The 16,279-nt window shown below is 72.1% G+C and carries 4 protein-coding genes; 3 read left to right on the top strand and 1 reads right to left on the bottom strand.

Annotated features, from left to right (window positions below; genetic code table 11):
* A partial coding sequence (locus ACFYWM_RS42365; protein WP_389926804.1) for an SDR family NAD(P)-dependent oxidoreductase occupies positions 1 to 12,641 on the bottom strand: 12,641 nt, incomplete at its 3' end.
* A gap of 637 nt (positions 12,642 to 13,278) precedes the next feature.
* Here ACFYWM_RS42365 and ACFYWM_RS42360 point away from each other — a divergent pair.
* The 3 genes from ACFYWM_RS42360 (at position 13,279) to ACFYWM_RS42350 (ending at position 16,143) form a co-directional block, all read left to right on the top strand.
* Positions 13,279 to 14,655 (top strand): glycosyltransferase, encoded by a 1,377-nt coding sequence (locus ACFYWM_RS42360; protein WP_389926801.1) that lies wholly within the window; start codon positions 13,279 to 13,281, stop codon positions 14,653 to 14,655.
* Positions 14,656 to 14,688: 33 nt separating this feature from the next.
* Complete coding sequence (locus ACFYWM_RS42355) at positions 14,689 to 15,870, top strand: cytochrome P450 (protein WP_389926799.1); 1,182 nt, start codon at positions 14,689 to 14,691, stop codon at positions 15,868 to 15,870.
* Between the two features lie 78 nt (positions 15,871 to 15,948).
* Positions 15,949 to 16,143, top strand: a complete 195-nt coding sequence (locus ACFYWM_RS42350; protein ID WP_389926797.1) for a ferredoxin — start codon at positions 15,949 to 15,951, stop codon at positions 16,141 to 16,143.
* The last annotated feature ends 136 nt before the right edge of the window (positions 16,144 to 16,279 follow it).

Here is a 16,279-nt window from a genome sequence, read left to right as displayed (position 1 = left end):
AGTTCCTCCTCAGAGGACTGGATCGCCACCATCGCCCCACCTTGTGGTAGCGCCTGCATCAGCCGGGCTCGTGCTGCCACCAGCGCGCACGCGTCGCCCAACGACAACACCCCGGCCACATGCGCAGCCGTGACCTCCCCGATCGAGTGACCGGCCAGCACGTCCGGCCGTACCCCCCACGAGGAGACCAGGCGGAACAGCGCCGTCTCCAGCGCGAACAGCGCCGGCTGCGCCCAACCCGTCTGATCCAGCGCCTCCGCATCGGTGAACATGACGTCCCGCAGCGACCCCTCCAGCAGCGGGTCGAACTCGGCGATCACCTCGTCCAGTGCCGCCGCGAACACCGGGAACCGGTCGTAGAGCTCGCGGCCCATCCCGGCCCGCTGGCTGCCCTGACCGGTGAACAGGAACGCCAGCCTCGGCTCGCCACCCGCCACCCCGCGCACCACACCCGGCAGGTCCTGGGCCAGCGCGCCCAGCCCGGCCAGCACACCCTCGCGATCGTCGGCGACCACCACCGCCCGGTGCTCGAACGCCGACCGCGTCGTCGCCAGCGAGAACGCCGCGTCGGCCAGGGCCAGCTCAGGTGTGTCCTCCAGGAAGGACGCCAGCCGCCCGGCCTGCGCCCGCAGCGCCTCCGCCGTACGACCGGAGACCAGCACCGGCACCACACCGGCGACCGGCACCCGATCCTGGGGGCTGTCCTCTTCTTCCGGCCCCTGTTCGATGATGACGTGCGCGTTGGTGCCGCTGATTCCGAACGACGACACCCCCGCCCGCCACGGCCGATCCACCCGAGGCCACGACCGGGATTCGGTGAGCAGCTCCACCGCACCCATGGACCAGTCCACATGCGACGACGGCGCGTCCACATGCAACGTCCGGGGCAACACCCCGTGCCGCATCGCCAGCACCATCTTGATCACACCGGCAACGCCTGCCGCCGCCTGGGTGTGACCGAGGTTCGACTTGATCGAACCCAGCAGCAGCGGCCGGTCCTCCGGCCGGTCCTGACCATAGGTGGCCAGCAGAGCCTGAGCCTCGATCGGGTCACCCAACGTCGTCCCCGTACCGTGTGCCTCCACCACATCGACGTCGGCTGACGACAGCCCGGCCCCAGCCAGCGCCTGGCGGATCACCCGCTGCTGGGACGGGCCGTTCGGCGCGGTGAGCCCGTTGGAGGCGCCGTCCTGGTTCACCGCCGAACCCCGTACCACCGCCAGCACCCGGTGACCGTTGCGACGCGCGTCCGACAGCCGCTCCAGTACCACCACCCCGATGCCCTCGGACCAGCTCGTGCCGTCGGCCGCCTCGGCGAACGCCTTGCACCGCGCGTCAGGAGCCAGCCCACCCTGCTGACTGAAATCAATGAACGCGCCTGGTGACGCCATCACCGTCACACCACCGGCCACCGCCAGCGAGCACTCACCGCTGCGCAGCGCCTGCGACGCCAGATGCATCGCCACCAACGACGACGAGCACGCGGTGTCCACCGTCATCGCGGGCCCCTCCAAGCCCAGCGCGTACGAGATCCGGCCCGACAACACACTCCCCGCGTTACCGGTGCCGAAGAAGCTCATCACCTCCGGCGGGAACTCTACGCTCGACGCGTAGTCGTGATACGACACCCCGGCGAACACGCCGGTACGGCTGCCCTTCAGCGAGGTCGGGTCCATGCCCGCCCGCTCGATCGCCTCCCAGGTGGTCTCCAGCAGCAGGCGTTGCTGGGGGTCCATCGCCAGCGCCTCACGCGGAGAGATCCCGAAGAACCCCGGATCGAACTCCCCCGCCTCGTGCAGGAAGCCGCCCTCACGCACGTAACTGGTGCCTTGACTCTCCCGGTCCGGGTTGTAGAAGGCCGCCAGGTCCCAGCCTCGGGTCGTCGGGAACCCGCTGATGCCCTCTCCGCCCTCGATCACCATCCGCCACAGGTCCTCCGGAGAGGCCACCCCGCCCGGATAACGGCACGCCATGCCCACGATCACGATCGGGTCGTCCGCCACCGGCACGACGGACACGGGAATGATCACATCGGCCCTGTCGCCGAGCAGCTCACCCAGCAGGAACTCCGCCAGCACCACCGGGGTCGGGTAGTCGAACACCAACGTCGCCGGCAACCTCAACCCGGTCGCCGCGTTCAACCGGTTACGCAGCTCCACCGCGGTGAGACTGTCGAAGCCCAGCTCGCGGAACTCTCTGCGCACCTCCACCGCCTCCGGTGAGGCGTGCCCCAGCACCAGCGCCACCTCGGCGCGCACCAGGTCCACCAGGAGGCGGACCCGATCGGCCTCACCCAGAGCGGCCAGCCGACCCACCAGCGCGCTGTCGCCCGACGCCAACCCCGACGCCGCCGACCGGCGGACCCCCCGGATCAGCCCGCGCAGCAGGTGCGGCACCTCACCCTGCGCCCGCACCGCCGCCACATCGAACCGCGCCGCCACCACCACCGCGGCCTCCACCCCAGCCGCCGCTTCGAACAGCGCGACCCCCTGCTCGGCCGACAGCGGCACCACCCCGGCCCGCGCCATCCGCCGCAGGTCCACCTCACCCAGAGTTCCGGTCATCCCGGCGTCCCGCGCCCACGGACCCCACGCCAGCGACACCCCCGCCAGCCCCTGCGAGCGGCGCACCTGTGCCAACCCGTCCAAGAACGCGTTCGCCGCCGCATAATTGCCCTGACCCGCCCCACCGAACGTCCCCGCCACCGACGAGAACACCACGAACCCCGCCAGGTCCGCGTCCCGGGTCAGCTCGTGCAGATGCCAGGCCGCATCCACCTTCGGCCGCAACACCGCATCCAGCCGCTCAGGCGTCAAGGACGGGATCGTCCCGTCATCCAGCACACCCGCGGTGTGGATCACCGCCGTCAACGGATACTCCGCCGGAACCCGTGCCAGCAGCGCCGCCACCTGATCCCGATCGGACACGTCACACGCGACGATCTCCACCTCGACCCCATGCGCGATCAGCTCGGCCTGCAACTCCACCGCGCCCGGAGCGTCCGGGCCCCGGCGACCGGCCAGCAGCAGGCGCCGCACTCCACGCTCGGCCACCACGTGCCGCGCGAACAGACCACCCAGCCCTCCCGTCCCACCGGTGATCAACACCGTCCCCGCCGGATCCCACACACGGCCCTTGTCCAGGCCGGAGCCGGGCACCACCCGCGCCAGGCGCGGCGCCAGCACCTCACCCCCGCGCACCGCCGCCTGCGGCTCACCCGACGCCAGCACCCCGGCCAGCGTCTCCGGCCGCGCCGATTCCGGCCCGTCCACGTCGACCAGCACGAACCGGTCCGGGTTCTCCAACTGCGCGCTGCGCACCAGACCCCACACCCCGGCCGCCGGCAGGTCGGTGACCGCGTCCCCTTCCCGCGCCTCGATCGCACCACTGGTGAGAATCACCAAACGGGAGTCGGCGAACCGGTCGTCGGCCAGCCATCGCCGCACCAGATCCAGCACTCGGGCGGCCAGCTCATGCGCCGTCTCCACCACTCCGCACGCCGGGTCCGAGATCGCCTCGGCCAATGTCACGCCGAGTACCGGATCCTCCGGAAGCGGCAGATCCGCGTGAACCCGAACCGGCCGGCCGGCCGCCTCCCAAGCGGCGGCGACCCCCAGGAGGTCGGGGCCGAGCACCGCCGTCGGCGCCGCGTCGATCGCCGAGAGCCTCGTCAGCGGCGACCACTTCACCTCGAACAGTCGGCCCTGTTCCGCCCCGCGGCCACCGGAGGCAGCCGTGAGCCGATCGGCGGATACCGGCCGCAGCACCAGTGAACGTGCCGACAGCACCGGCTTCCCTGCGGGATCCGCCGCCGTCAGCGACACGGAGTCGTCACCCGTCCTGGCCAGGCGTACCCGCAGGACCGACGCACCGCCCGCGTGCAGGCTCACCTCACTCCAGGAGAACGGCAACCGGCCGCCCTCCACCGGCTCCAGCCCGGCGAAGCTCACCGCGTGCAGCACCGCGTCCAGCAACGCCGGATGCACCCCGAACGCGCCCGCGCCCGACACCGCCTGCTCGGGCAGCGCCACCTCGGCGAACACCTCGCCACCCTCACCCCGCCAGGCCGCCCGCAACCCCTGGAACACCGGGCCGTAGCTCAGTCCGTCCCCGGCCAGCCGCTCGTACAGCCCGTCCAGCTCGATCGCCGACACCCCTCGCGGCGGCCACACCGCGGTGTCGAACTCCTCATCTCGGTCACCGGCCTTCGCGCTCCGGCCGTTCGCCGCCAGGATCCCCCTGGCGTGCTCCACCCACGGCTCGTCCTCGGCCGCCTTCGCCGGGCGGGCGTAGACGCTCATGCCACGACGACCCGCCTCCACAGGGGCGGTCACCCACACCTGCACCGCCACCGCGTCGTCCTCACCCAGCACCAGCGGCGCGGCCGACGTCAGCTCCTCCACCACGTCGAAACCGACCTGATCACCCGCCCGGATCGCCAGCTCCAGGAACACCGTGCCCGGCACCACCACCGAACCCATCACCGCGTGATCGGCCAGCCACGGATGCGACCGCAGCGACAGCCGCCCGGTCAGCAGCACCTCGTCGGAACCGGCCAGCCCCACCGCCGCACCCAGCAGCGGGTGCCCGGCGGCGGCCAGGCCCGCCGCCGCCACGTTCGCCGCGCGGTCACCGGCGCCCCGGGGCCAGTACCACTGGTGCCGGAAGGCGTAGGTGGGCAGTTCCACCCGCCGCCCACCCGGCAACACCGCCTGCCAGTCGAGCGGTACCCCGTGCACGTGCAGCCCGGCCAGCGCCGTCATGGCCGCCGTCGGCTCGTCACGGTCCTTGCGCAGCACCGGCACCAGCACGGCGCCCGTCCCGTGCGCGTCCGCGTCGGACTCGGCCGCGAGCGTGTCGGCGGCCATCGCCGTCAGCACACCGTCGGGGCCCACCTCCAGATACGCCCGCACTCCCTGCGCGTACAGCGTCCGGACGGCATCGGCGAACCGGACCGCGCCACGCACCTGCTCCACCCAGTACTCCGGCGAACACAACCGCTCGGCGGAGGCGACTTCCCCAGTCAAGGTGGAGACCACCGGAACCTGCGGCCGATCGTAGGTCAGCCCGTGCGCCACCGAGCGGAACTCCTCCAGCATCGGGTCCATCAACGGCGAATGGAACGCGTGCGACACCCGCAGCCGCTTCGTCCTGATTCCCCGCCCCTTCAGAGCCGCGGCGATCTCCAGCACCGCCTCCTCCACCCCGGAGACCACCACCGAGGACGGGCCGTTCACCGCCGCGACCGACACCTCCTTCTCCCGCCCGGCCAGCAACCCGGCCAGTTCCTCCTCAGAGGACTGGATCGCCACCATCGCCCCACCTTGTGGTAGCGCCTGCATCAGCCGGGCTCGTGCTGCCACCAGCGCGCACGCGTCCTTCAGGGACAACACCCCGGCCACATGCGCAGCCGTGACCTCCCCGATCGAGTGACCGGCCAGCACGTCCGGCCGCACCCCCCACGAGGAGACCAGGCGGAACAGCGCCGTCTCCAGCGCGAACAGCGCCGGCTGCGCCCAACCCGTCCGATCCAACTCCTCCGCATCGGTGAACATGACGTCCCGCAGCGACCCCTCCAGCAGCGGGTCGAACTCGGCGACCACCTCGTCCAGTGCCGCCGCGAACACCGGGAACCGGTCGTAGAGCTCGCGGCCCATCCCGGCCCGCTGACTGCCCTGACCGGTGAACAAGAACGCCAGCCTCGGCTCACCACCCGCCACCCCGCGCACCACACCCGGCAGGTCCTGGGCCAGCGCGCCCAGCCCGGCCAGCACACCCTCGCGATCGTCGGCCAGCACCACCGCCCGATGCTCGAACGCCGACCGCGTCGTCGCCAGCGAGAACGCCGCATCGGCCAGGGCCAGCTCAGGTGTGTCCTCCAGGAAGGACGCCAGCCGCCCGGCCTGCGCCCGCAACGCCTCCACCGTACGACCGGAGACCAGCACCGGCACCACACCGGCGACCGGCACCCGATCCTGGGGGCTGTCCTCTTCTTCCGGCCCCTGTTCGAGGATCACGTGCGCGTTGGTGCCACTGATCCCGAACGACGACACCCCCGCCCGCCACGGCCGCTCCACCCGAGGCCACGACCGCGCCTCGGTCAGCAACTCCACCGCACCCGACGCCCAGTCCACATGCGAGGACGGCGCATCCACATGCAACGTCCGGGGCAACACCCCGTGCCGCATCGCCAGCACCATCTTGATCACACCGGCAACGCCTGCCGCCGCCTGGGTGTGACCGAGGTTCGACTTGATCGACCCCAGCAGCAGCGGCCGGTCCTCCGGCCGGTCCTGCCCGTACGTCGCCAGCAACGCCTGCGCCTCGATCGGGTCGCCCAGCGTCGTTCCCGTACCGTGCGCCTCCACCACATCGACGTCGGCCGACGACAGCCCGGCCCCAGCCAGCGCCTGGCGGATCACCCGCTGCTGGGACGGGCCGTTCGGCGCGGTGAGCCCGTTGGACGCGCCGTCCTGGTTCACCGCCGAGCCGCGCAGGACGGCCAAGATCTGGTGCCCGTTGCGCTGGGCGTCCGACAGGCGCTCCAGCACCACCACCCCGATGCCCTCGGACCAGCTCGTGCCGTCTGCCGCCTCGGCGAACGCCTTGCACCGCGCGTCGGCGGCGAGCCCGCCCTGCGCGCTGAAGTCGATGAACGCGCCCGGCGACGCCATCACCGTCACACCACCGGCCACCGCCAGCGAGCACTCACCGCTGCGCAGCGCCTGCGATGCCAGATGCATCGCCACCAGCGAGGACGAGCAGGCGGTGTCCACCGTCATCGCGGGCCCCTCCAGGCCCAGCGCGTACGAGATCCGGCCCGACAGCACGCTCCCGGCGTTGCCGGTGCCGAAGAAGCTCATCACGTCCGGCGGGAACTCCACGCTCGACGCGTAGTCGTGATACGACACCCCGGCGAACACGCCGGTACGGCTGCCCTTCAGCGAGGTCGGGTCCATGCCCGCCCGCTCGATCGCCTCCCAGGTGGTCTCCAGCAGCAGGCGTTGCTGGGGGTCCATCGCCAGCGCCTCACGCGGGGAGATCCCGAAGAAGCCGGGGTCGAACTCCCCCGCCTCGTGCAGGAAGCCGCCCTCACGCACGTAACTGGTGCCTTGACTCTCCCGGTCCGGGTTGTAGAAGGCCGCCAGGTCCCAGCCTCGGGTCGTCGGGAACCCGCTGATGCCGTCCCCGCCCTCGATCACCATCCGCCACAGGTCCTCCGGAGAGGCCACCCCGCCCGGATAACGGCACGCCATGCCCACGATCACGATCGGGTCGTCCGCCACCGGCACGACGGACACGGGAATGATCACATCGGCCCTGTCGCCGAGCAGCTCGCCCAGCAGGAACTCCGCCAGTACCACCGGGGTCGGGTAGTCGAACACCAACGTCGCCGGCAACCTCAACCCGGTCGCCGCGTTCAGCCGGTTGCGCAACTCCACGGCGGTCAGGCTGTCGAAGCCCAGCTCGCGGAACTCCCGCCGCACCTCCACCGCCTCCGGTGAGGCGTGCCCCAGCACCAGCGCCGCCTGCGCCCGCACCACCTCCACCACCAACCGCACCCGATCGGCCTCACCCAGACCGGCCAGTCGACCCACCAACGCGCTGTCGCCCGACGCCAACCCCGACACCGCCGACCGGCGAACCCCCCGCACCAGCCCGCGCAACAGGTGCGGCACCTCACCCTGCGCCCGCACCGCCGCCACGTCGAACCGCGCCGCCACCACCACCCCGGTATCAGCCGCTTCGAACAGCGCGACCCCCTGCTCGGCCGACAGCGGCACCACCCCGGCCCGCGCCATCCGCCGCAGGTCCACCTCACCCAGCGTCCCGGTCATCCCGGCGTCCCGCGCCCACGGACCCCACGCCAGCGACACCCCCGCCAGCCCCTGCGACCGGCGCACCTGCGCCAACCCGTCCAAGAACGCGTTCGCCGCCGCATAATTGCCCTGACCCGCGCCGCCGAACGTCCCCGCCACCGACGAGAACACGACGAAGTCAGCCAAGCCCCCGGTCAGCTCGTGCAGATGCCAGGCCGCATCCACCTTCGGCCGCAGCACCGCATCCAGCCGCTCAGGCGTCAGGGAGGGGATCGTGCCGTCGTCCAGCACCCCCGCGGTGTGAATCACCGCGGTCAACGGATGATCAGGGTCCACTCCAGCCAGCAGGGCCGCCACCTGGTCCCGATCCGCCACATCACACGCGGCGATCTCCACCTGAACCCCGTGCGCGATCAGCTCGGCCTGCAACTCCACCGCACCCGGAGCCTCCAACCCCCGGCGGCTGGCCAGCACCAGGTGCCGGACCCCGCGCTCGGCCACCACGTGCCGGGCGAACACCGCACCCAGACCACCGGTACCACCGGTGATCAACACCGTCCCCTCCGGATCCCACACCCTCTCCGGGTCAGAACCGGGCACCACCCGCGCCAGGCGCGGCACCCATACCTCACCCCCGCGCACCGCCACCTGCGGCTCACCTGAGGCCAGCACCCCCGGCAACACCCCGGGCAGCGCCGAAACCTCCTCGTCCACATCGACCAGCACGAACCGGCCCGGATTCTCCAGCTGGGCGCTGCGTACCAGCCCTCGCGCCGCCGCGGCCGCCAGATCGGCCACCGCCTCGCCCTCACCGGCCACAGCCCCGCGCCGGGTGACGAGCACCAGACGCGAATCGGCGAACCGGTCATCGGCCAGCCACCCCTGCAGCAAGCCCAGGACGCGCGAGGTCAACTCGTGTACCGACTCCACGACCCCGTCAGCCTGGCCGGAGAGCGCCTCCGTCAGCACCATGCCCGGCACCGGACCCGCCTCCACCAGCGACGGAAGATCCCCATGGGCCAGGGCCACCTGCCACGCCCCGGCGAGACCCAACGTGTCCGGGCCGAGCACCGCCACCGGGAGCGGATCGGCGGCCGGGAGATCCGTCAGCGGCGTCCACTCCAGGCCGAACAGGGCGTCCCCACCGGCACCGCCGGAGGCGGTCAACCCCTCCGTCGTGACCGGCCGCAGCACCAGGGACCGCGCCGACACCACCGGCTCCCCGGCCGCGTCCACCGCCACCAGCGAAACCGCGTCCCCCCGAGTCCTGACCAACCGAACCCGCAGCTCCGAGGCACCCCCCGCGTGCAGGCACACCCCACCCCAGGAAAACGGCAACCGCCCACCCCCGGACTCATCCAGCCCCGCGAACGGCACCGCGTGCAACGCCGCGTCCAGCAACGCCGGATGCAACCCGAAAGAACCCGCGCTCGACGCCGCCTGCTCGGGCAGAACGACCTCGGCGAACACCTCACCGTCCACGCCACGCCACGCCGCCCGCAACCCCTGAAACACCGGCCCGTAATCCAACCCACCCGCCACGAACCGCTCGTACACCCCATCCAGCTCGATCACCGACGCACCCCTCGGCGGCCACACCTCCGCGTCGAACGACACGATGGCGCGGCTTCCGGCCGCCAGCACACCGGTCGCGTGCTCGATCCAGGGCTCCTCGTCGGCGGCCTCGACCGACCGGGCGTGGACGCTCATAGCGCGACGGCCCGACCCGTCCGCCGCGCCCACCCACACCTGTACCGCGACCGCGTCCCGCTCGCCCAGCACCAGCGGCGCGGTCAGGTTCAGCTCCTCGATCACGTCGCAGCCGGCCTGGTCACCCGCCCGCACCGCCAGCTCCACGAACGCGCTGCCCGGCACCACCACCGAACCCGCCACCGCGTAGTCGGCGAGCCACGGGTGCGACCACAGCGACAACCGCCCGGTCAGCAGCACCCCGTCGGAGCCGGCCAGCCCGACCGCGGCCCCCAGCAGCGGATGGCCCGTGGCCGCCAGCCCGGCGGCGGCCACGTTACCCACCCGCGAGGCCGCGCCGTCAGGCCAGAAACGCCGGCGCTGGAACGCGTACGTCGGCAACTCCACCCGCCGCCCGCCCGCGAGCACCGACTCCCAGCCCACCGCCACCCCGTGCACGTGCAGCTCGGCCAGCGCCGACATGATCGCCGACTGCTCGTCCCGGTCCCCGCGCAGCACCGGCACCGCCACCGCGTCGGCCCCGGCCACCACGTCCGCGACGGGCCGATACTCGGCGGCGAGGGTGTCGACGGCCATCGCGGTCAGCACCCCGTCGGGGCCCAGTTCGAGGTACGCCCGCACGCCCTGCGCGTGCAGGGTCCGGATGGCGTCGGCGAAGCGGACCGCGCCGCGAACCTGCTCCACCCAGTACTCCGGCGAGCACAGCCGCTCGGCGGTAGCCGTCTCCCCTGTCAGGGTCGACACCACCGGGATCTGCGGCGGGCTGTAGACCAGCGTCCGGGCCACCGCCCGGAACTCCTTCAGCATCGGGTCCATCAGCGGGGAGTGGAAGGCGTGCGACACCCGCAGGCGCTTCGTCCTGATCCCCCGCCCCTCCAGGGCGGCGGCGATCTCAAGAACCGGCTCCTCTACCCCAGAGATCACCACCGAGGACGGGCCGTTCACCGCCGCGACCGACACCTCGCCCTCGCGCCCGGCCAGCAGGGCGGCGACCTCCTCCTCGGAGGTCCGCACCGACACCATCGCCCCACCGGCCGGTAGTGCCTGCATCAACCGGGCCCGCGCCGCCACCAGCGCGCACGCGTCCTTCAACGACAGCACCCCGGCCACGTGAGCGGCGGTGATCTCCCCGATCGAGTGACCGGCCAGCACGTCGGGCCGCAGGCCCCACGAGGAGACCAGGCGGAACAGCGCCGTCTCCAGCGCGAACAGCGCGGGCTGCGCCCAGCCCGTCCGATCCAGCGCCTCTGTTTCGGTGAACAGCACCTCGCGCAGCGACCCCTCCAGCAGCGGATCGAACTCGGCGATCACCTCGTCCAACGCCGCCGCGAACACCGGGAAACGCTCGTACAGCTCGCGGCCCATCCCGGCCCGCTGGCTACCCTGGCCGGTGAACAGGAAGGCGGCCCTGTCGCGTCGTCCGCTCTGTCCCAGCAGGACGCCCGCACCCGACCGGCCCTCGGCCACGGCTCGCAGCCCGGCCACGACCTCCTCGCGAGCACCGGCCAGCACCGCGGCCCGGTGCTCGAAGACCGACCGCGTCGTGGCCAGCGAGAACGCGGCATCGGCCAGGTCCAGCTCGGGCTCGGCGTCCAGGAGGGACACCAGCCGCCCGGCCTGTGCCCGCAGCGCCTCCGCCGTACGGCCGGAGACCAGCATCGGGAGCACGCCCACGGTCGCCGCCGGGGCCCGGTCCTCGGCTCCCACCTCGATCCGCCCACCGTCCGGCGCCTGCTCGACGATCACGTGGGCGTTGGTGCCGGTGAGGCCGAACGACGACACGCCGGCCCGCCACGGCCGGTCCACCTGAGGCCACGAGCGGGATTCGGTGAGCAGTTCCACCGCGCCCATGGACCAGTCCACGTGCGACGACGGGGCGTCCACGTGCAGGGTCCGGGGCAGTACCTCGTGCCGGAGAGCCATGACCATCTTGATCACACCGGCCACGCCCGCGGCGGCCTGGGTGTGGCCGATGTTCGACTTGATCGACCCGAGCAGCAGCGGCCGGTCCCGCGGCCGGTCCTGGCCGTACGTCGCCAGCAGGGCCTGGGCCTCGATCGGGTCGCCCAGCGTCGTTCCCGTACCGTGTCCTTCGACCACGTCCACGTCGGCGGGGTTCAGCCCGGCGCTGCCCAGGGCCTGGCGGATCACCCGCTGCTGCGACGGGCCGTTCGGCGCGGTGAAGCCGTTGGAGGCGCCGTCCTGGTTCACCGCCGACCCGCGCAGGACCGCGAGCACCTGGTGGCCGTTGCGCTGGGCGTCCGACAACCGTTCCAGGACCAGCACGCCCACGCCCTCGGCCCACCCGGTACCGTCCGCCGCGTCGGCGAACGCCTTGCACCGGCCGTCAGGGGCGAGCCCGCCCTGCCGGGTGAACTCCACGAACGCGCCGGGGGTGGACATCACGGTCACCCCGCCCGCCAGCGCCAGCGAGCACTCACCGCTGCGCAGCGCCTGCGTCGCCAGGTGTACCGCCACCAGCGACGACGAGCACGCGGTGTCCACCGTCACCGCCGGCCCCTCCAGGCCCAGCGTGTACGAGAGCCGTCCGGAGGCCGCGCCCGCGCCCATGCCGGTCCCGACGTTGCCCTCGAGGTCGGCCAGAGAGCTCACCATCAGGTACGAGTAGTCCTGACCGCTCATCCCGACGAAGACCCCGGTGCGGCTGCCGCGCAGCCTGGCGGCGTCGATCCCGGCCCGCTCGACCGCCTCCCACGACACCTCCAGCAGCAGCCGCTGCTGGGGGTCCATGGCCAGCGCCTCGCGCGGCGAGATCCCGAAGAACCCGGGATCGAAGTCCGCGACGTCGCGGATGAAGGCTCCCTTGTCGGTGTCGCTCCGGGCCCGGCCGTCCGGGCCACTGGCCGACAGCGTGTCGAGGTCCCAGTCGCGGTCGGACGGGAAGCCCGAGGTGGCGTCACCCCCTTCGGCGACCAGCCGCCACAGGTCCTCGGGGGAGGCCACCCCGCCGGGGAACCGGCAGCTCATCGCCACGACGGCGATCGGCTCGGTGGTGACCGCGACCAGCTTCTGGTACTGACGCCGTAGCCGTTCGGCCTCCCTCATCGAGGTCCGGAGCGCCTGTACGACCTGCTCACTGGGCGTATCCATCACAGCCTCCGTACGTCGGGCGGGGTCGGGAGGCCCACGGCCGGCGTCGCCGGTACCGGGACACCCGCCGCCGCCGCGTCGATCGCGTCAGTCACCACGGCCCTCTCCGCACGCACCGGCACCCGGCGCTCTCACCTGGCGGGGCGGTCCCCGCCGGGGAGGGGAGGCGGTAGCACGGGTCTCCGCATGGTCGAAGAGGGTGACCGGCGGTACGCACGACGGGACTCCCGTTGCGAGGGAGGTCGTCGAGCATGCCATCCATTCGGTGAAGTTAGGCCGATGGCGACTCGGCAAACGCCTAGTCTTTGGCAGGCCCGACGTCTTCGGCAGGCCCGACGCGGCGACCACCGAGGTGGCCGGTGAGGCGACCGCTGAGACGAGCGGTGAGACGAGCGGTGAGACGAGGCGGTGAGGCGACCGCTGAAGCGACCGGTGAAAAGACCGCCGAGACGACCGGTGAGGAGGCCGTGTTCACGGGTCGGGGCGCCCCGGGAAGACTAGTGATCCCCCTAATACCACCGCGATACCGTGCGGGCACGCCGGCGTGCGGGGCAGAGCGGACGCTCACGGCGACGACAGATCCGCACCGGAGCAGGCGCCCGCGCCTCACTGGCCGTTCGGCGGTCCGACTCCCGCGATGGAGGTACGTGTGATGGGCGAGAGCCGCAAACCACTGCTGTTCGTCAGCAATCCGGGAGTCGGTGTCTTCAATCCTCTGTACGTGATCGCCGCCGAGCTGGCCCGGCGCGGCACGGAGGACCTGTGGTTCGCGACGGACGAGTCGCTCAGGGCCGACATCGAGAAGATCGAGGGGGGAGGCGGCGTGCGCTTCGCCTCGCTCGGCGAGACCGACCCGACGCACTCCCCCGCCGACTGGGACGACGAGATGTACCGGCTGGTCACCCAACGGTCCCGCTGGAAGGCGCACCACGCGGTGGTACGGCGCGGGTTCGACCCGGACGGGGGCGAGGCGAAGTATCTGGCACTCGACGCCCTGGCCGAGGAGATCGACCCGGCCCTGATGGTCTTCGACAGCGTGAACCCCCTCGGGCTCCTGATAGCGCTCAAGAGGAAGATCCCGTTCGTCCTCAGCTCGCCCTTCCTGCCGAGCAACCTGCTTCTCGCCAAGACGCCTCGCGGGTTCCCGATGATGCACACCGGGCTGCCCCTGAACATGTCGTTCCGGCAGCGCGTCGCCAACAACGTGTTCAAGATCCGGGCCGGGCTGATGTTCCTGCACCCGAAGATGCTGAGGCTCGCTCTGAAGGGCGTCGCACGGGTCAGGCAGCTCCAGCTCCCACGGGAGATGCTCAGCCCGTCGGCGAAGATCGACTGTGCCGACGCCGTCCTGTGCTACACGGTCTTCGGGCTGGAGTACCCCCTTCCCCTCCCGGACAAGTTCCACCTGGTCGGCGCCATCATCCCGCCGTTGCCCGAGGCGGAGGAGGACGGCGAGCTGTCCCGCTGGCTCGACGCCAACCCCTCCGTGGTCTACATCGGGCTCGGCACCATCACCCGGCTGACCCGCCCCGAGGTGCACGCGCTGGTGGAGGTCGCCCGCCGGCTGGACGGCAGGCACAGCGTGCTGTGGAAGCTCCCCACCGAGCAGCAGCGCATGCTCCCCCCCAGGGACGAGCTGCCGGCGAACCTCAGGATCGAGAGCTGGGTCCCCTCCCAGCTCGACGTGCTGGCCCACCCCAACGTCAGGCTCTTCTTCAACCACGGCGGCGCCAACGCCTTCCACGAGGGCCTGTACTTCGGCAAGCCGCAGATCATCCGGCCCCTGTGGGTCGACTGCTACGACCAGGCGATACGCGGCGTGGACAGCGGGGTCAGCCTCACGGTGGACGACCCGCAGACCATCGACGCCGACGACGTGGTCGCCAAGATGACCCGGCTGCTGGACGACCCCTCCTTCCGCGAGCGCGCCGAGTTCTTCGCCGAGGCGCAGCGCGAGGCCGGAGGCACCCGGGCGGCGGCCGACCTGATCCTGGGCAACCCGGCGCTGAAATGACCTGACAGGTACTGCCGAAGGACGTGGCACAGCATGGAAACGCACAGTGGCGATCCGATATCCATCGAGTTCCCGAGGCGGCGGCGCGGGCAGCTCTCCCCCCCGGACGAGTACGCCTCGCTCCGGGCGCGGCCGGGGCCGGTCAGGTCGGCGCTGCCAGGAGGCAGCGCCGTGTGGCTGGTCTCCCGGCACGACGACGTGCGCACCGTGCTCACCGACCCCCGGATCAGCGCCAGCCCCCTGCACGAGGGCTTCCCGACGATCGGGCGCAACGGGACGGTGCCCCCGCCCGACCAGATCCCCGGCTGGTTCGTCGCGTACGACCCGCCGGAGCACACCCGCTTCCGCAAGGCCCTGATCCCCGAGTTCACCGTACGGCGGGTCGCCGAGCTCCGCCCGGCCGTCCAGCGGGTCGTCGACGCCTGCATCGACGACATGCTCAACGCCGGCACCAGCGCCGACCTGGTGCCCGCGTTCGCGCTGCCGGTGCCGTCGCTGATCATCTGCGAGGTGCTCGGCGTGCCGCGTACCGACCGCGAGCTCTTCGAGTCGAGGACGCGCGTCCTGGTGACGCTCACCTCGACCGACGACGAGCGCGAGGCCGCGACCAGGGACCTGCTGCTGTACATCTCCAAGCTGATCACCATGAAGCAGCGGTTCCCCGGCAGGGACCTGACGAGCCGGCTGCTGTCGGCGGGGGTGCTCACCCCCAAGGAGATCTCCGGCGTCGCCCTGCTGCTGCTGATCGCCGGGCACGAGACGACGGCGAACAACATCGCGCTCGGCGTGGTCATGCTGCTGCTGAACCCGCAGTGGGTCGGCGCGTCGGGGGTGGTGGAGGAGGTGCTTCGCTACCTGTCCGTCGCCGACCGGGTGGCGCTCCGGGTGGCCGTCGAGGACGTCGAGATCGGCGGGCAGATGATCAGGGCCGGTGAGGGCATCGTGCCGCTCGGCGCCTCGGCGAACCACGACCCCGCCACGTTCGAGCGGGCCGACGAGTTCGACCCGAGCCGCTCGGCCCGCCACCACGTCGCGTTCGGGTACGGGGTGCACCAGTGCCTCGGGCAGAACCTCGTCAGGGTCGAGATGGAGGCCGTCTTCACGTCCCTGTTCCGGCGGATCCCGACCCTCCGGCTCGGCACCCCGGTCGAGGACCTGCCGTTCAAGTACGACGGCGTGCTGTTCGGGCTGCACGCGCTCCCGGTCCGCTGGTGACGGAGCGGGAGGCCCCGGCGGGTCGCCCGTCGGCCCCGGTCCCCCAGGGATCCCTGTTCTCCGAGGATGAGGAATGTCATGCGTGTCAACGTGAACACCCAGCACTGCGTCGGCGCCGGCCAGTGCGTGCTCATCGCGCCGGAGGTCTTCGACCAGAGCGACGAGGGAACCGTCGTACTCCTGGTCGAGGCCCCGGACGATCCGGCTCAGGCCGTCACCCGGGAGGCCGTCCTGGCCTGCCCGTCGAGGTCCATCTCGCTGGCCGACGGCTGAGGACCGTACCGAGCGGGTGACCGTGGTCTGACCGCACGAATCCGACCCGGCCGGGGGACGCACACCCGGCCGGGTCAACGTGCGTTACGGGCCGTCCCGCTCCCCCGCGGCCCCACGGCCCCGCGGCCCTGCGGCT

It is taken from the genome of Streptosporangium sp. NPDC002721, from assembly GCF_042888905.1.
GTDB lineage: Bacteria > Actinomycetota > Actinomycetes > Streptosporangiales > Streptosporangiaceae > Streptosporangium.
This window is presented reverse-complemented; position numbering and strand designations above follow the sequence as displayed.

Coding starts and splice junctions, on each gene's coding strand:
- ACFYWM_RS42360 (WP_389926801.1), top strand. CDS start 13,279: ATGGAGGTACGTGTGATGGGCGAGAGCCGCAAACCACTGCTGTTCGTC.
- ACFYWM_RS42355 (WP_389926799.1), top strand. CDS start 14,689: ATGGAAACGCACAGTGGCGATCCGATATCCATCGAGTTCCCGAGGCGG.
- ACFYWM_RS42350 (WP_389926797.1), top strand. CDS start 15,949: ATGCGTGTCAACGTGAACACCCAGCACTGCGTCGGCGCCGGCCAGTGC.